Raw genomic sequence first — 19956 nt, forward strand, 5'->3', positions numbered from 1 at the left:
TGTTAACGAGTTGACGGGTTAAAGATTTATGCGCTCGCTTATTCATACGCTCGTTTACTTATTTATTCAACGGTGACCGACTTGGCTAAATTCCGCGGCTGGTCGACGTTGCACCCGCGGAAGACCGCGATATCATAGGCAAGGATCTGCAGAGGCAGGGCCACGAGAAGAGGCGAAAGGAATTCGTCCGTCTTAGGCGTATAGATCACTTCTGGCGTATGCAGGCGGATATGATGATCGCCTTTTGTGGCGATCGCAATGATCCTGCCGGAACGCGCCCTGATCTCCTGGATATTGGAAATCATCTTGTCGTAGATCTTCGATTGCACCGCGATACAGACGACGGCCCGGTATTCGTCGATCAACGCGATGGGACCGTGTTTCATCTCTCCGGCCGCATACCCTTCCGCCGGAATATAGGAGATCTCCTTGAGTTTCAACGCCCCTTCAAGGGCTGAAGGATAGTTGATGTTGCGGCCCAGGAAAAGGAAGCTGCCGAAATGGTGGTGACGAGAGGCGACTCTCTGGATCTGACTGCGGGAACGCAAGACCTCTTCCTGCAGCGCCGGGATGCGGAGCAAAGACTTCCACGCCTGCCGGTAAGACGTCTCCGTCATCTTCTTGCGCCGCAAAGCCAATTCCAGCCCCAGCATGTAAAAAACGCCCAACTGCGCGGTGTAGGCTTTGGTCGAAGCCACGCCGATCTCCGGCCCTGCCAGCGTATAAAAAATCTGGTCGGACTCCCGCGTGAGGCTTGAGCCGACGACGTTACAGATGGAAACGATCCTGGCGCCGTTTTTTTTGGCCTCCCGCACAGCGGCCAGGGTATCAGCCGTTTCCCCCGACTGGCTGACGGCAATGACAAGTGTCCGTCTGTCCACGAGCGGATGACGATAACGGAATTCCGAAGACAGATCCACCCAGACCGGAAGCCGTGCCAATGATTCGATGACATACTTTCCTACCAGCCCGGCGTGGTAGGCGGTGCCGCAAGCGACGACAACGATCTGCTTGATATCGCGGGGGCACATCAACGACTTGATCTCGCGGCGGCCGCTGGAAAAAAGCTTTCTTAAAACCTGCGGCTGCTCATAGATCTCCTTGAGCATGAAATGCGGATATCCCCCCTTGCGGGCGCTCTCGGCGTCCATCGTGATCTTGTCGAATTTGACAGGGATCTTCTTGCCGTTGGACCCCAGGACAGTCAAGGTGCGGCCGCAAAGCACGGCCACCTGCTTGTCCTTGAGGTAAACAACGCGGCGGCAATGTTCCAGGATTGCCGGTACGTCTGAAGCGATAAACAGGCCTTCTGGCCCGTCGGCGGCAATGAGCGGGCTGTCCTGGCGCGCGCAGACAACCTTGCCGGGCTCTAAACTTGAGACGACGCCCAGAGCGAAGCTGCCCTCGACATCCTGCAAGGCGCGGATCACGGCCTTCTCGAGGTTGCCACGGTAATATTTCTCAATCAGATGGGCGAGGACTTCAGTGTCCGTCTGGGAAACAAAACGATGCCCCTGCCGCAGAAGGGCCTCTTTCAATTTCAGGTAATTCTCGATGATGCCGTTGTGGACAACCATGAACTTTTTGTCGCAACTGGCATGAGGGTGGGCATTGATGTCATTGGGGGCGCCGTGCGTGGCCCAGCGCGTGTGGGCGATGCCGACGGTCGCTTCCGGCAGGGGTCTTGTGCCGATCAACTGGACCAGGTCATGGATCTTGCCCTTTGTCTTGCGCTGGAAGACCTCTGCGCCCGAGACAACGGCGATCCCGGCCGAATCATATCCTCTGTATTCCAGCCGTTTAAGGCCGGAGAGGAGGAACGGAACAGCTTGTTTTTTCCCGACGTATCCGACTATGCCGCACATTAGTTTTGCCCCTATGAATAGGTGTTATTCCTTACAAAACTAACCCCGAGTGTACCACAGAAATTTCGAACCGTCGAAATTTCTGTGGTGTTCACACAAGAGGTAAATAATCACGGTGCCGTAGAAACAAAGAGTCGCAGAGTGAAAAACCTTCAGAAATCTAACCGTTACTTTAATAATGAGGCTATTCAGGACAGACCTATTTTGTCTCCCTAAGCCGTTTCCACCAACCCGTTTACTCTGACTCTTCAATACTGTCTTTATTTAAAAACCTCTATCCTCTCCCGCGGGGCGCCGCAGAGAGGACACTTGCCCGGGGGTTCTCCCTCGTGGGTATACCCGCAAACCTTGCACACATAAAGGGACGGATAATCCATGTCCTTTTTGGCTTCCACGGCTTCTTTGGCCTTCTGAAAAAGCTTGGCATGTTCCTTTTCCGTCTCCAAGGCCCACAAAAAAGAACGCTCGGCGTTCTTCTCGCCCTGGAATTCCGCCGTGTTTTTATAAGTCGGGTACATCTCGTTGATCTCGAAATTCTCGCCTTCCAACGCATTCGCCAGATTTTCCTTGGTGTGGCCGATGCCGAAACCGGCCATGGCGTTGACCAAAAAAGCCCCGGTCAGATCTTTGTGGACGGAAAAATGGCTGGTCGCGTGGATCTGTTCGGCGAAGGAAACGGCATGGAAAAGCTTGCCGATCTTTGGAAAACCTTCTTTTTGGGCCACGTCTCCCCAGATCTTATAGCGCATGTGTGCCTGCGATTCTCCGCCGAATGCCGAACGTAAATTTGCCGCTGTCATGTCATGCATATTCCACCCCCCGATATCTCAAAACCAAAAAACACCACATCCTCAACAGTGCGTTAAAGAAGGCAACCTTCCTGCGAATTGATGCATTTGATGCGCAGAAGCTCGCCGAATTTTTTCAAGTGTTCCCTTTCTTCGGAGAGAATTTTTGCAAAAGCCCCTTTGGCCTTGGGGTCCGACGTCCGGGACAAACATGCTTCATAGAAAACAACGGAACGCCTCTCCATGTTCAGGGCCTCTTCCAGGGCCGTATGACGATGGTCCATCCGTGAAGCCTCCTGCAGCTCCTGAGAGGTATCAAATACCTTTGAAGAAACATACTGGACGATGTCATCCTCTTCAAAGGCATCGTCGGCGCCGCTCTTGACGGCATCCAGGTATTTTTGGAACGTCTTCAAATGTTCTCTCTCTTCCTGAATAAGGAAGCTGATCTCGTGCCTGGCCTCCTGGTCTTTCACTTTTTTGGCCAAGTCTTCATAAAAACGTATCCCATCCTCTTCCATGCGCACAGCCACTTTGAAAGCCTGGACAGGACTGAAATCAAAGATAACGATCATTCCGTTTTTGTCGATATCTACACGCATGATCCCCTCCACTCTCTCTCAGAATGGTTCCGAAGAAATTAACCGCGTTTATAGAAAGCAAAGGCCCCGTTAAAACATGGATACGAGATCCTTGTCTCTAACGGGGCGCATCGCTCTGGGACAGTTTAGGCTCGTGTCCGGGAGTAGTCCAAGCCTATCTATGGTCTTCGGAGATTTTGGAAGAGCGGATTTTAGCCGCATGCAAGGCGCGACGACGATGGCGTACCCGCTGTGGTACGTCGAGGAGGAGCAACGCAGCAGGCGGTCAAAAGACGCCTTCCCCTTAGTTAGAAACCAAGGGGCCGGCCGCTTTTGGGCTGCGACTGCGTCGTTCGTCCTTGGCGTAGCGCTTTGGCTACGCCAGCGTCCTCTCTCCTTGTCTCGCTCCAAAATCGTCACGGCCAAAACTCCGATGAACCATAGATAGGCTTGGACAGCAGCCCTCTTTGCAATGAGCTATCGCCCGCAGGAAGTAACGCGGTCTGAGTCTCATAACAAACTCCTTTCGCAGAAAGCGAAACACCTGCGCCATTCCGATAAGCGCAGGGTGTCGCAGAAAGCGAAACACCTGCGCCATTCTCCGCCACAGGGCGGACGCTGGCGCCATTCCATAAGCGCCAGGCACGATAAGCGCGGGGTGTCGCAATGGGTTGTATGCATCTAGGCATAGATTATTATATCCGACAAAAATTGTCAAGTATTTTAAATGAGCGTGTGACTTATGGAGCCCAGTGAACATAAGTCACTGCGCGAATTAAACCCAGCACTAATTTTACCGATCTATTTGCCATACCAATCTCTTCTCTTTTTTCTTTGGACCTCTCTAGGTAAAATTGGTGCTGGGTAAGCTCGAGCATATAACTTATGGAGGCGTTATGCCTCCATAAGTTATGCTCTCGCTTATTTCTTCGCCGTCGTCATCATGTAATTGATGACGCGGTTGGAGACGCCTTCTTTCTGCAGAGTCGTTATCTCTTCTACGGAAAGGTTATAGACGGAACCTGTCTCGGCGATCTTGGCAATGATGGCGTCATCCGTCATCCCCGACTTGGCCAGCACGATCACATCGGATATGCCCAGCTTTTCTTTTCCGGACATGATTTGTTCTTTGGTGCGCTTCTGGTCGATGGAATGACCGATGAGACCCCCGCCCAGCGCGCCGACCGTGCCGCCGATAAGAGCGCCTTCGACGCCGTGCCCCGACTGGTGGCCGATCACGCCGCCGGCAACAGAACCAACAAGGGCACCGCCCAACGCGCCCGTCTTGGTATTCTCGCCCATGGTGTCGCAGCCCGCCAAGGGCAGAACCAGAGCGACAGCCATAACACCGCTCATCACCATCTTTAATATCTGCATATTCCCTCCCTGGAGCCCCACGACCCGTGGGTCCTTTTCTGTCTGCCCCGGTGGGGCGACGTCCCGAACCGCCATGGTTATGCTAGCGGCCAAAGCCGCAGGCATAACCAATTCACGGGCGTAGCCCGCGAAGGCAGGTTGCCTATACCAAGGTAATTCCTCTAATGAGACTTTAAGGTCTGGCCTTAAAGTCTCATTATCTCCCTTTCGGCGCTGGACGGGACACAAGAACTGGCAACAATTAACAAAAAGGCTTTTGCCGTCTTTAAGTATAGCCCACCAGAAAAAGCTTTTCAATAAGATTCCTTCTGGTTTGCGGCGCTCCAGGACAACAAAACACTCCTTATACGGGCACAAAAAAGGCTTGCCTTCTATGGCAAGCCCTCTATGAAACATCATTGACTCCACTCGATCGTATCTCGTTAACCCAGAAATGGTAGACCTTCCTCCTTCCACATAAAGGAAGGGTCTAATGAGACTTTAAGGCCAGACCTGTTTGTCTCATTTCTTCTCTTGCTTCAGGCGCTGCTCGATATCGGAAAGGTCGGACTTCTTCTCCTCTTCCCCCTGCCACTGTTCGCCTTTTTCGGGCGCCAGGGGTTCCGGCTGCATATCCTGCGAAGGGGCCTTGAAATCTTCCGTAAGATTCGACATCGTCTTGATCTGCCTCAGCCAGATGACGAAAAAGATCAATCCCAGGATGCCGAGGAAAGCCACGACGCCGACGATCAGTTTCCACGTCAGCATGGGCGAGAACCCCTTGGCTTCAACCATCAATGTCTTGGCGGACTGGAGGTCGGTCTTGACCTCGTCCAGCAACTTCAGGTTTTCCCGGTAATCGGAAATGTAGCCCCCCGGGCTGGAGTTCACGACGGTCTGCGTACGTTCAATATGGTCCAGTTTTTGGAGGATGCTTTCTTTCAAATACTTGGCCCGTTCGCGATAGTCCGTGTTTTCCAAAATCTTGGCGACCTTGTCCACTTCCGTCCTGATCGAAGAAAGCTCTTCGGCAGGAATCTTCCAGACGTCCTCCATCTCGATCTCTACGAGGACGGACTCTCTCGGCGCCAAATCAAAATCCTTATAAACATAATAGGCGGACTCTTTGGGATCGTAAGCGATATTCAAATCCCCCATGTCCACGATATTCTCCGGCTTGACCTCCTTGGGCAGATAGGATTTGAAAGGGACTTTTCTGGATTGGGTCTCTGAAGGATTAACGACGGCGGCCCGCACGACGATATTGGCCATGGCATCGAATGCCACAGCCAGATTTAACAATAAAAAAACCACAGCTATGCCGTATCTTAAAGCTTTCATTCTAAAGTCCTGGGGACGCGATGCCGGGAGTTAACGGATGCTTACCTCAAACTCCTGAATGAATCTCCCCTGGCTTTAGCCAGGGGTTTCTTTCCTGGATGACCCCGCATCGTAAGATATCGGAAAAATCTCTTCGATATTTTTCCGATACTCGCAGGGTTACCCAGAAAGAGTAAACCTTCCTTCTTCCACACAAAGAAAGAGTCTGATCTCCGCCGCATTCTGCGTCTCGATTAAGCCCGTCATCATTTTACCAATTTGGTCACATTCTTCCAATAACTCTTTTTCATTCTTCTCATCCGCACAACTCTTTACCGGGCCCATTTTCGACCGGGCCCTTATTTCCCTCGCCCTCTAAACCCCGTCATGCCTCATCATGAGTACTCATACCACGTCTGCACGACAGGCTCTTCTTTGGCGACGTTCTCAACCATCTTCTGATTCAAAAGCATGAGGGCCTTGAGCTCCTGGGTCTTGTTGCGGAGGTAATCGATGTTCTGGGCGCCCTTCTCGGAGACTTCGTAGAGCCTCTCGATATTCTGCATGTCGGTGGACGTGCTCATCTTGTGGATCTTGTCGCTCATGTCCTGGAGGACCCTGTGCACGGTCTCCATCTGCTTGCTTGCCGAAAGGATCGCTTCGGAACCGCCCTTGACGCCCGCCAATACCTCAGAGGCCTTCTGGATATTCTGCTCGACGACATGGAATGCCGCGGAAAACGCCTCCACCTTCGACTGCATGTCTTTGATCGGCGAGACGCTGCCCAAGACCGCCGAAAGGTCGCTGGCGACGCTCTCGAGATCGTCCATCCTGACGGTCAGCGTCAGCGCATCCAGGGTCCCATAGCTGCTTTCAGAGCAGACGATGGTAAAGTCGCCTGTGCCCCAGCCGAGGACGAACGTGAGGTCGTATTCATATATCCCTGTCGCGCCGATCTCCATCATCGCGCCCTTGCTGACCCGCTGGACGTTATTGGCGTCATAGACATCGATGACGGGAGACAAGCCGGAATACGTCCTGTACCTGATCATCAAATCCTGGCCCGAACGGACGGTGTTCTCCCGGTTGAGGATCTCGGATTTCATGGCGGTTTCCGTCAGGGTCTTGGCTTCGTCGATCGACGTATCCAGCTTCTTCTCCGTGGCCGCCACCGTGCTGGTGGTGTGCGCCTTGATGGCCTCCTCACTGGAGGAGATCTTGTCTTTCAAGACCCCCTCTGTCTTGGCCAAGCCGGTGCCCACCGCCTGTTCTATCTTTTCGACGGAATCCGCCAGCTGCGTTGCCGTCTGGGTGAAGAATTCATACTGCAGTTTTTCGCTGCCGACATCGATGTTCGCCGTCGACGTATAAGCCACGTCATTATAGAGGATCGTCAGGGTCGCCGGATACACCTTGCCCGACTGGAAATCGGTGTTGGCGTAAATCGGGAAGACGTACATGCCGCTGTCATTGACCGTGGTGATGAGTTCCTTCCTGAGCGTCGCGCCGTCGGACTCATAGATGGTGAAGGTCGCCGCGCCCATCTGTGCCCGCTCCTCGGCCCTGGTGCCGACCAATTTACCTTTTCTTTGCAGGGAACCGACGGCGCTCAAGGAATCGTCCGCCGGGGCGTAACTATACGTCGCAATGGCCTCCCAACTGACCTGCGCCGAAGCCGTGCTTTCCATGTAGAGCGTGACCACATAAGGATCAGTCCCTGTCTTGGGCGCCGTCCAGCTGACGCTGTTGTCGATAAAGCCGTCTTTCTTGAAGAAGGTCGTGTAGGTCCCGTACGGATACTGCGCCGTCCGCGTGACGGGAGACGTCAGCTCGTAACCGGTGCTCCAGGCGGTGGCCGGCTCTTCGGCGCTGAGTTCCGAGAGGTGCTGGAAGGTATCAAAGTCCAGGACGTTGAATTTCACCGAAGCATAGATGATGTTAAAGGCCTCCTCGCTCATGTCGTTGACCGTCGTGTCGTCCTGGTTGGAAACGCGCACCTTGACCGTACTGGACTTTATGTCCGGCAGCGTCCACGTATAGGAATTGCTGTTGGTGAGGCCGGCGACGATGGTCGTCCAGTTCAGGCCGCCGTCCGTCGTATAGTCGAGATTCACCTTCGGGATGTAGCCGCGGGTCGACCACGTAATGGCCTGGGGCGATTTTGCCACCCAGTTTTCCCCGCCGTTGGGGGTGATCACGGTGAAGCCGCCGCGGATCCTGAACGTCCCGTCCGTGGTGTCCGTAATCAGCGTCCGGTTGCCGTCGGTGATGCGCAATCTCAATGTCGTGCCCGTCAGCGTAGAATCGGGGATATTCCAAACGAATTTGCCGCTGTTCGGCACGCCGCTGGCGATGATCTGGTGCGTCGCAAAGTTGTCCAGGGAGATGTCGATGATCAGGTTATTGGAGATGGACAGACCTGTCCATGTCCAGGTGACGTCTGTCGTGTCTCCCAGGACGTAAACCTCGCCCGTGCCCGTCGGAGTCATGATCGTGATGGTCGGCAAGGGGTCGATGGTGAAGGACTTGTCCGAGATATCGTAAGTCGCCGGCCGCGTGATGTCCCTGATCCTGAAGATGGCGTTCGACGTCACCGTGACCTTGTCATCCTTTATCTCCCAGAGATAGGCCCCGCTGTTCGTCACGGTCGCCAAAGAAACGAACGTCCCCTCGGCACCGCCGCTGCAAGAAACCTCCAGCGACAGGGAATCGGACACGGCCCCTTCGCTGGTCCAGGTCACGGGCGCCTTATCGCTGATGGCCCAGATCTCTCCGCCATTGGGGCTGGTGATGGTGATCTTCGGCGGGGCGATCGTGAAGACATCGTCGGAGACATCCGTCGTCGTCGGACGGGAAATATCCGTGATCCTCACCAAATATGTCTTGGTCCCGTCGCCTCCTCCGAGAACGTCATCGGGGACCTTCCAGACATACCCGCCGGTATTGGCCACGCCAGCGGCGATGGTCTTCCAGGTCGCGCCGACATCGTTGGAATATTCCAGCGTCAGGTTGTTGGAGATGACGCCGCCGTTGTCGTGCCATGTGATGTTCTGGTTGGTGCCCACGCGCCAGATCTCCGAGCCGTTGGGCTTGTCGATGGTGATCACCGGCGTAGGCAGGATGCTGAACGTGGCGTCCGATTTGTCGTTGACCATCAACGGCCTGCTGTTATCGGTGATCCTGACCCTCGCTGTGGCCGAGATATCATTCACCACCGTCCAGCTGTAGGTCCCGCCCTCCCCGGAATTAGGAACGTTGTCGGCGATGAGGATGCCGTCGGTGACAAAATTGTCCTTGGAATATTCGATCTTGAGGCTGTTGCCCACGCTTCCCGTGTTCGTCCAGGTGATGTTCTCGGCGTCACCGACGGTGAAGAGATCCCCGCCGTTGGGCCGCGTGACCTTGAGGATCGGGTAAGCGATGGTGAAGAAATTGTCCGATTCGTCGTGGATGGCCAGCCAGTTGCTGTCGGTGACCCTGACCTTGACCGAAGAAGAATAATCGTCGGGGATGCCGTCGCCGGTCGCCCCCCAGCCGTAAGAACCGAGGAAAGAACCGTCTTCCTGGAGCTCGCCCTTGGACACCCCTGTGGCGATGGTATGGAAATCGCTGGTGAAGTTGTCCTTGGAATATTCGATCTTGAGGTTGTTGGAGATGTCGCCGACGCTCCTGAAGGTGATGACCTTGTCTTTGGTGCCGATAGGCCAGCTCTCCCCGCCGTTGGGGGTCAAAACGCGGACATACGGCAGGACGATCTTGAAGTTTTGGTCGGAGGTATCCACCGTTGCCGGCCTGGAGGCATCATAGATCTTGACAAGGCAGGTATTGGAAATCGTGCTGGGCACCAGCCACATATAGGAGCCGGAGTTGGCGGATCCCGACGGCAAGTTCGTATCCAGCCAGCTCGTGCCGCCGTCTGCGGAATACCGGATATTGATGTTGTCCCTCACGGCCCCCACGTCATAACCTTCGCTGGTCCACTTGATCTCCTTGACAAGGCCCGCGACCCACTCTTCGGTGCCGTTGTTGGGCGACACCACTGTGATCGTCGGCGCTTTGATCGTAAAAGGATTATTCGACGTGTCCGTGACCGTGGTACGCTGGGCGTCCGTGATCCGGACGCGCACCGTGCTGGAGAGCACGTCCGCCACCTTCCAGGTGTAAGTGCCGGTGTTGGCCTGGCCGCTCTTGATCGTATTCCATGTCGCGCCGTCCGTAGAATATTCCAACAGCAAGCTATCGGGATTGACATACCCCCTGCTCGTCCAGGTAACATTGTAATTGCCGGTGGCAAACCAACTCTCCCCGCCGTTAGGGGTGATCACGGTCACGGACGGAATAGTGATGGTGAACACCGCGTCGGAAACGTCTGAAATCTGGGTGTCGCTCGCATCTTCGACCTTGACCAAGCACTGGCTGCTTTCTGCATCCGGTATCTCCCAAGGATAATCGCCGTCGTTGACCTGCTGGCTGTTGATCTCTGTCCAGGTAACGCCGTTATCGTCCGAATAAAGAAGCCTGATGGCCTGATAGTCGCTGCCTCCCGACTGCAATTTGGCGCCCCAGCTCTTCCATTTGATATTGAATGTTTCGCCGATGACCAGGTTTTCGGTGCCGTTGGGCGCCAAGACTTTGATGGCCGGATATCCCAAGATCTGGACAGCGGGAGAGGTCGCCGTGACCTGCGGATTCGAGTTATCGGTGATCTTTATCAAGACGCTGTCTCCGACGGCATCCTGAGGCACCATCCAGTCATAATACTTGTTTTCGTTGGAAACGCCGGTGGCGATGGTCGTCCACGTGCTCCCGTCCTTGGAGTATTCCAAGAGCAGGTCGTTGCTGATGGTCCCGTCGGTGATCCAGATGACTCTGAAATTCTCTCCGGCCACCAGGACATCCGAAGAGACAGGCGCGGTGAAGGTGACGGTCGGAGCGGCGATGGTGAAGACGCCGGACAAACCCTGGATGATCAACTGCGTATCGCGCGGCTGGCCGTTGCGGTCCGCCGGCAGGGCCGATTCTTTGACGCGGATCTTCATCGAATCCGAAAACGCGCTCGGCACGGTCCAGTTGTAGGAACCGTTGATGTCGTCGTTGGGGTTGCTCCCCACGGGCGTGCCGATGCTGACGCCGGCCGCAATGGCATGCACATCTGAAATAAAATCGTCGTTGGAATATTCAATATCCACCGTCGGGCAGAACCAATTCTGGTTGGCCGTCCAGGAGAGGGTCTTCGTCAACCCTTCTTTCCACACGTCGCCCTGCACGGGCGAATTGACCGTGATCTTGGGCGCCGGAACGATGGCAAACAGCTGGTTCGATGTGTCCGTGATGTTCTCGTTCAACGGATCATAGATCCTCAGGCTGACGGTGTCCGACGGCGTATTGGCGACCGTCCACGTATATATGGCCGGGCTGGGCGGCCTGTTGTTTGACACCAGACTCCAGGTCGTCCCGCCGTTGATGGAATACTTGATCGTCAGGTCGTGCGCCAGCGTGCCCGAGGCAAACCATGTGATGCCGTGCGGTTTGCCGACCTCCCAGATCTCTCCGCCGTTGGGAGAGCTCACCTCCAGGGACAATATCCTGAAGCTGGCATCCGACTCATCGTAGACAAGAGGGAAATCTTCGGAAACGATCTTGATCTTTGCGGTCTGGCTGGGATTGTCCGGCACAAGCCAACTGTAAGTGCCTGTGTTGTTAAGATTGCTGACGATCGTGTTGGGATAGGTCGCGCCGTTGTCCGTCGAATATTGTATCTTCACCTTTCCCGTGTTGCCGTCGATCGCCTGCGCGTTCCAGGTGATCGTGGCCGTCGAGCCGGAATTTATGGTCTCACCGCCGTTGGGCGCCGTCACCGTGATGAAAGACTTGATGTATTCGACGCCCGCTTTCGTCAAGATCGGCGTATCCTGCCCCACGGAACTCAGGAGGACCCTATACTGGAACCACTGGTCATCCTCGGCGTCCCGGTTCAAAACATTGATGAGACTGCCGGCGGGCGCCACATAATATGTCGGATCCGTGGTCGTCGTGATGGTGACCTTGTCGAGCTCCGGTGTATAGACCCCGTCGCTGGAACTGAGATACACCCGGTACCAGAATTCTCCCTTGGGGAAAGCAGTCACGTAATCAACCAGGTGGGCCCTGATCTCCACCGAGGTATTGGCCTGGTTTAAGCCGGCGCTCACAAGAGTCCACTTGGTGCCGTCATGCCAATACCAGTTATAACCGTCGGAGGAGACTTGGTACTTGATGCTCGTATTCGTCGGCGTCGTGATCACGTCGGTGAAATCCACGAGGTTATTGTCATAGAAAACACCCAAAATCGGCTGGATCGTCGGATTGGTCTTGTAATAAACCTCCATGCCCGTGGGGTTGGCTGTCTCGCTGTAGACAAAACCTACGTAAGGAGCAACGGTGGCGCTCTTGTAAACCATGAACTTGTCGATAAAAATAGCGTCCTTGGCCGACCTGACCGTCGGTTTGATGGACAGGTTCGGGCCTGCCACAAAGCCGGCATTGTACGTCAGCTTGTCGCCGCTGGACAATTCAAAAACGACCTTGCCGCTCGTCGGAGGCGTCCCGCCCGGATTGTGCGGGGTCCACGTCATTTTTTCCGTGTTCCACATCGTGGCCGTATAAGCCATGCGGATGGATTCCCAGGAAGTATAACCGTCTCCGGACTCGTCGTAGAAATAACCGTTGTTCCACATCAAGACGTTGTAGCCTGCCAGGTAGCTGGATGTCCCCTGGCTCGTCGCATATTTGGCGTTGGGGTCGCAGATGCCCACGAAATGCTGGCCGGTCTTGTTGGCTGTCTGCCAGATAACCTGCGAGGTGATATTATAATTAGGGGCCATATTTGTCTTTGCCTGCAAATAACCGTTATGCGCCACCTTGACCGCGGTGCGGCCGCCCTGGCTGGTGTCCGTCAAAATAAAGCGCCAGATCAGATTGTTCAGGGAAATGCCGCTGTTGTTGGAGAAGGTCGCGCTGACCGACCGGGTCGTGCCGCCGACAAGGGGCGCTTCAGGCAAAGTCGGGTCCGTTGTCATCTCAAAACCGACCTGGATATTGAAAAGCGCGGCAGGCGCAGAGTCGCTGCTAAGGATAACGTTGTTATTTGAATTCAATATCTGCCACGACCAGTAATAAAGGTGCCCTTGTATCAAGCCTGCGGGCATGGTGATGGATGCATTATTGATGGTCGTCGTGGCGCCATGGGGAAGATCGAATGTGGTGCTGTCAACCTGGTCAAAAACAGCCCCTGAATCTACGTCGGTGAATTTGAAACGGAGCTTGAGGCCCTGCTGATCGTATGTCTCATTGTTGGTAAAAGTCCCTCCCAGGGTGCTGATGACCTGGCCCGGCACAACGCTCTTGACCATGAACGGGCCGGCGGTCATGCTCACCAAGCCGTAATACAAGGTAAACGGCTGGACCACATCCTGCGCCTGCACCAAAGCGCCGTTGGCCCAACGCAGCTCCCAATTCCAGTCATACGTCCGGCCGGAGATGATCCCCGAAGGGATGACCACGTCAGTGGATGGTGTCGTCGTGCCCGTGGCGATGGTCAAGGTCGAGCTGTCCATGCCGAAGATGCTCGACACGGTCACCAGGTTGCAATACTGCGTGTCCCATTTGTCCAGCCCGCCGTCGAAACTGTCGAAGAATTCAAAGACATTGTCTCCGTTGCTCTGGCTGACGGCCGCGGGATTGCCGTAATACATATAAACGGTCTGTTTGGCCGTATTGGAAAGCGTGGGAAGCTTGATCCAGAAGCGCGCCTTCTGTTCCGTGGTGCTGAAGGTATCCAGGTAATAAGGCAGGAGCGTCGTATCGTCGCTGTCGACAAAACGCACGTCGGACCCGTCGCTCTTGACATGGCTCCAGAAATCCTTATGGCTCTTGTCTATGTCCACAGACACCTGGAAATCGGCCAATGCCGCGTCATTGGCCGTGTTGTCGATGTTCAGCGTCTCCTTATACTGCCACGCGGAAAGCTGGGGATTGCCGCTGGTTGCCGCGGTCTCTTCCGCCAACATGTACGTGGACATGCGGTAATTGAATTCCGCGATCTTGAACACCGGCGTGATGGCTTCCGAGTAGCTGTTATAGGTGTATAAAGCGAACCTCTTGTCGCCCACCACCTGCAGGTTCCTCCAAGTCGCGCCGGGGTCCACGGCTGTCGAGCTCCCCTTGCTGCCCAGGCTGACGTAACTCGGAGAAGGGCTGATGTCGCCGGTGATCGTAACGCTGGTGCCGCCGTCTTCAAGGGCCACCAGCCTTAAATATCTCGTCGCCGCGGTATTGATGTAATATTCCTTGCCTACGCCCACCAGGGTATCGGCGCTCTGGTAGATCTGGCCTTTGCCGCCGCCCGAATCGTCTGCCACGACGCATATCGGCTTGTCCGCGGAAACATAGGTCCGCATGCTCAAAGCGCCGGTCCCGCCGTTGGGCAGGTGTTTATAACTCTGCCCTTTGTTCAATGTCCCGCTATAGTCGCCGGTTGTGCTGTCCAGGTTGTCAATGATGATATTGGTGCCGTCTTCATAGGCCGTCAGCGTAATGATGGAATCCGGACAGTAAAAATAATACTCCTGCATGTCAGGGGAGCGGATCTGTTCCGAAGCCTCACCGTGATTGATCAACCCTGCCATGACGGTGATGGGCTTGGTGGCCTCGATATGCCAGACTTCGCCGCGGGAATCCACCCGGTTCCAGCCAAACCAGAAATTGCCCTTGTCGAGCGCGATGCTCTGGGTGTCGTCTCCCAGGCCGTAGTCGGTGATCGTTACCTGGGTATCGTCGTTATACGCGGTAATGATCACATCGCCGTCGTAGTTGTTCGACGGCATCCACAGCCACAGGTCATTGCCGCAAACCGTGTAAAAATCGTCGTCGTAGTAGGAAGCCGGCTCAATGGCAGAGGTAAAGATGGTGATCGGCTTCTGGGAGGTAACGTGGTAGACCGTCAGGTCGGTATCGTCATATCTTTGTTTTTCTCCGACAGCGGTAAAATCGCGGTATGACGACGCAATGACCTGGCCTGAAGAATCCAGCTTCTCGATGGTGACACGGTTAGGCGCGTCGGTGGTGACGATGTCGAAGAAGGCGAACATGAAGGCATAAAAGTCCGTCCCGATCAAAGACTCGGCCAATGTAGGATCAGACTCTGTGGTGGCAGTTGACTTGCCGTAAAGGATGTAGATGGTCTTGGCCGCGCCCAGGGGAATGGTCGGCACCGTGACCCAGCAGGTGGCGGTCTTTTTGTTCTTACTGAAACCGACAACGCGGTATTTCAAAGGCGTCTTTCCGTCGGAATCCACAAAACGGATGTCAGAACCATCGCTGGAAATATGGTTCCAGAAATCGATGTTGGCCGAGGGTACCTCGACCCTGATGGTGCAATCGGTATAGGCCGTGGCCCCTGACGTGTTGTCTATGATGACCTTCTGACGATAGAGATAATCCTGCAGGACCTTGGAGAGCTTGGCTGTGCCGTTGCTGACCACGACCTCCGACGTATTGGCATATTCCTCCTTGTTGGTGAATTCATAGGGGATCTGCTGGATGCCGGCAGGCCCATACCACGGCCCCCATGTCCCCGGCTCTCCATTGTCGTCCGGCGCAGTATGCACCTGGAAACGCACGTCGGTGCCGGCAGGCAGTGTCGCGGTCCAAGAGATATTCCTCAAACGGTTGGTGGCATAGGTCGTGTTGTACGGCGAAGAAACCAATTCCTGGCTCAAGGGATACTTGGTCCAGCCGATGGTGACTTTATCCATTAGGGGAACCTGAGTCAAATCATAACAGAAAAATCTGATGTAGTATTGCAGGTATTGATCGCCGTCGTTGACTCCGGCATAAGCGGAAAGGTCGGCGTTCTTGACCGTCTTGTCCACATAAGACCAGGCCAGGGCGTCCGAGAGGTCGAATTTTTTGCCGGTGCGCACTTTAATGTCTATCTGGCCCAGGCCGTTGTTGACCCAGCTCACATTGGCGAGACTGGCATTGTTGCCGATCTCCTTGATGTCCGAAATATATATGCCGGATGAGAACAGGAGGTATTTCATCAAAGACGAGGTGCCGTAGCCGCTGGAGAGATAGATATAATCCCCGGTGCCCGGATACATGGCGGCCGCCTGGCCGTTGAGGACAAAAGGCAGGTCCGGCCGCGTGTCCCAGGTATTCGTCGAAATGCAATAACGGTAGAAATAATTCGTCCCGTAGGAAAGATCGTAATTATAGGAAACAAAGTAATAGATATAGTCTCCAAAACCCGGGCTGAAAAGAACACCCCCCATGCTGGGCAGGGGCAGAGGTGCAAGCGATTCCCAGGTGTTGTAGGCCGAGTCGCCGTCTGTCGTCGTGGTATCGGTGGTGTCCGCGTTATAACGCCAAAAAGCGACGGAGCCGCCGCCGGCCGTGGCATACAGATATTTATCCGTTCCCGGATTGATCAGGTTCGAACCGCGGGAAACAACGGTGGGCGTGGTCGCATATTCTTTCCAATTGTTGCCGGCGATGGAGTAGCGCCAGAACGTTATGGTTGAGCCGCCCCTCATGGCATAAAGATAGCCGTCGCGATACGCCAGGGTCTGGCCTGTGGAAAATGTGGCCGGCGGCACAGCCAGGTTCGTCCACAGGTCTGTGCTGACCGAATAGGCCCAGATATCGTAATAGCCGGTGCCCCTGGTCACATAGATATAATCGCCGGAACCCGGATAAACGGCGCGGGCATCGGTTGTAACCGACGACGGCGGCGGATTCAACGTATACCAGACGGAATTGGTGATATTGTATTTGTAAAATTCGTTGGACCCTCCGCGCATATAGAAGATCTCTTCTCCGGAAGGCATGGCGCAGATCTGGGAACCGTAGGAATTACTCGCCGGGAACTGGATGGGCTCATCCCACCTGTTTGTGGAGATGGAATACCTGTTGAAATTCACACCCAAGTTACCGTGGTTGACACCCAGATAAAAATACAAAAGGTCCCCTGTGCCCGGATAAAAACCGCCAGAGGTGCCGCCGACGGAGATAGAGGCGTCTGTCAGGATCGTCCATGTATTGGTGCTCAAAGAGTATTTGGCAAAATCCCTGCCGCTCCCTTTCAAGCAATAAATGAAATCGCCTGAGCCCGGATAAACCAGGCTGCCGTAATCCGAGATGGCCCATGGCGCATCAGCCAAGTAGCCCCACGTCTCGTCGTCCAGATTGAACTTGGTGAATTTTGTGGTGCCGGACTGTTTAAGGACATAGATACCTTTATAAGAACCGCTTGAGATGATGCACATGCCGTTGCCTTCCGAATACGCCGACTCAAGCATATTGGGCAGGGTCGTCCAGGAACCGCCGTAGGCATCGTCGTTGAATTTCAGGAAGATCGAGGAATTATAATAGCCGGGACAGACATAGATGCCGCTGGCGTCAGCCACCATCCTCGCGCTCCAGAAGAACATGTAAGGAGAAGACGCCAATTGCGTCCAGGTGCCGGTTGCCGTATTATACTTCCAGAAATTCCTCGACATATTGCCTTCGGAAACATAGATGTAGTCGCCTGTGCCTGGATAAACCGCCCTATGCCCCGTACCAGAAGTGACAAAAGGCAGTTTTATCAGGTTGACCCATTTGTTCTGGGTGAGGGAATACTTCCAGGCATAGTTCGTGCGGTAGTTCATGAACAAATAAACATAATCCCCTTTTTTGACGACACTGCCGAAGTTGAGGCGCGATGTGGCATAAGGGGCGTTGACAATCTCATTCTTCCACTGGCCTGTGCTGAAAACATAGGTCTCGACTCCAGAGGCATATTGTGTACCGATGTGATAGAGATTTGTGTCGCTGGCGCAGGCCGCTATCTGCGTGTATTGAAAAATGGGCGCGTGAAGACTCTGCCAAGTATTGGTAGCAATATCGTATTTGGCAAAACCCGTATAATAGAGGCTACCGTCATGGCCGTTTAGATAATAGATAGCATTCTCGCTAGAAGAATAAACAAACTTTCCGCCATAGCCTGGATACATATCCGGCAAATTTGCTTTTTGGGTCCAAGTATCGGTTGAGATTTGATAAGTCATAAATACTGTCCTAGAATTGCTGCGCAAGAAATAGATATAATCGCCCGAGCCAGGATAGACCGAGCACGCGCCATAGTAAAAATTACCAAAAGGACAGAGACTGATACTTTGCCAGGTATCGTTTTGCGGTTTATAGCGATAAAGATTATTAGTATAGGCTCCCGTGTCTTGATTGTAGCCGCCTGTGGCATAAACAAAATTCCCTGCGACCACAAGGGTGCCGCCCCAATAAGCCTTTTGCGGAAGAGGCGCCAGTTGTTCCCAGGCTTTGGTCGTCAGGTTATACCTGCTGAATCCATTCTGGTAATATCCCTGCATGCAATAAATATAGGTATCTCCCGGTTTATAAGCCAAGCCCCCTCCTACATAAATACCTGACGTATTGCCGGCGAAGGTGGCATCAGAAAGCCTTTCCCATTGATAAGCCACAGCTGTATTAGACGAAGAAAATGGAGTAAAGGTCAAATAATACTTATAGAAATATTTATAGCCGTTGCCTGGGATGTAGTAAATGGCATTTTCCGAAGCCACATAAACCGCATCTGCGCCCCAATAACCGCTGGAACGGGGATATGACTCTTCGCGCCATTTTTTGGTCGCTGGATAATAGCGATAAGTCGAGCTATAGCTGTGATTGCTTAAAAGCCTGAGCTCTGTGCCGCCCCCATCAGGGTCATAAAGATACATCCGGCTGTAGATGGTAAAAGGCAAAGCAGGCATTTCGATGTCTTTGGAAAGCGTGGAGGTATAATAAGAGCTTTCCCAAGTGTCCGAAGAAATATAATACCTTGCAAAATACCTGCTGCCGCCGTTCCAGGCGTAGAGATAATCCCCTGTCCCGGGCCACACCACATCCGAATACCATGACAAGGCAAACGGGCAATTCTGCAAGCTGACCCACGCGTTGGAAGAAGCATTCACGTCGAATTTGGCAAACGAGGTCGAACCGCCGCCGGCCGAACCATAGACCAGGTTTCCAGACCCCGGGTACACCAGGGATGCGCCTATGCCGACGGCAAAAGGCGTGGACTCGACAGCAGACCACGAACCAGCCTCTGCGATACCCGTGGGTATGTTGTAACGGTAAAAGACCGAGGACCCATTGCCGCAAAAAGCAAAGGCCTTGCTGATGGAGGGCACGACGACCAGGGCCCCGCCGTAGCCGACGGCGGCCGAGATGTTTTTCTTCGCATACCACGTATTGGTGGAGATCTGATAGGCGTAAAATTCCTTGCGGTTGCCGCCGACCAAAGCATAAATGACGTCGTTGCCGTCATAAGCCAAGGCCGCGCCGAGGCCCACAGACATGGGGATGTCCGCCATCATCTCCCATTTTTCGTCCGCAATGGACCAGCGCATGAAAGACATGTTGTTCCCCCAGGAGACCCAGAGGGAATAGATGTAATTGCCGGCCCGCGTCAAGGGGGCGACCGCGCCCATGTAAGGCGTAAAAGGCAGGTTGGCCCATTCGCCGAGGGCGCTGCAGAAGGGATCCTGATAAACCGTGTTCAGGCCGAGGGTGGCCGCAGAGCCTGTGCCGGCGACAATGGTATTGGTGCCGCTCCCCTCGGCAAAATCGGCATCCGTGTCATCGGTGAGGGAAAAAGGATTGGGGAGCAGCTTCACGCCGGCCGACGAAACGGTGTCCACATTTGCGCCGGCGGAAGAATATTTTGTCCAGCCGGTCTTGTTGGCCGGGTCTGTGGCATTATCTGCCGATGCGCCCCCGCGCCAATCGCTCTGCTCGAACTTGTTGTACTGATCGGCGGCAAAGGACATGTTTATGCACAAAACCGCCTGCCCCAGGACGAACATCCCGGCCAACACAAGGCCCAACACCCCTGGCCGCATCACCCTGGCGGATGCATGGCAATATCCTTCCATCGCCGGCATAGGATGCTGCCTGCGGGTGTCTTGGTCACATCCAGTTTTCATCAAAACCGGGCCTTTCATCTTC

6 protein-coding genes are annotated in these 19956 nt (G+C 54.4%); all 6 read right to left on the reverse strand.

Features of this window, described 5'->3' with window-relative positions; all coding sequences use genetic code 11:
* Positions 1-62 precede the first annotated feature (62 nt).
* Entirely contained in the window at positions 63-1865 is a 1803-nt protein-coding gene (gene glmS / locus BU251_RS08180) for a glutamine--fructose-6-phosphate transaminase (isomerizing) (protein ID WP_128700693.1), read from the reverse strand.
* 260 nt (positions 1866-2125) lie between these two features.
* A complete protein-coding gene (locus BU251_RS08185) occupies positions 2126-2674 on the reverse strand; it encodes a rubrerythrin family protein (protein WP_128700694.1) in 549 nt (182 codons plus the stop codon).
* Positions 2675-2727: 53 nt separating this feature from the next.
* Entirely contained in the window at positions 2728-3255 is a 528-nt protein-coding gene (locus BU251_RS08190) for a ferritin family protein (protein WP_128700695.1), read from the reverse strand.
* A 900-nt stretch (positions 3256-4155) separates the two neighbouring features.
* Entirely contained in the window at positions 4156-4611 is a 456-nt protein-coding gene (locus tag BU251_RS09470) for a glycine zipper domain-containing protein (RefSeq protein WP_164908931.1), read from the reverse strand.
* Positions 4612-5112: 501 nt separating this feature from the next.
* A complete protein-coding gene (locus BU251_RS08200) occupies positions 5113-5931 on the reverse strand; it encodes a hypothetical protein (protein ID WP_128700697.1) in 819 nt (272 codons plus the stop codon).
* 374 nt (positions 5932-6305) lie between these two features.
* Positions 6306-19952, reverse strand: a complete 13647-nt coding sequence (locus BU251_RS08205) for a DUF2341 domain-containing protein (RefSeq protein WP_128700698.1) — start codon at positions 19950-19952, stop codon at positions 6306-6308.
* Positions 19953-19956: the final 4 nt, after the last annotated feature.

It is taken from the genome of Candidatus Velamenicoccus archaeovorus (genome assembly GCF_004102945.1).
GTDB lineage: Bacteria > Omnitrophota > Gorgyraeia > Velamenicoccales > Velamenicoccaceae > Velamenicoccus > Velamenicoccus archaeovorus.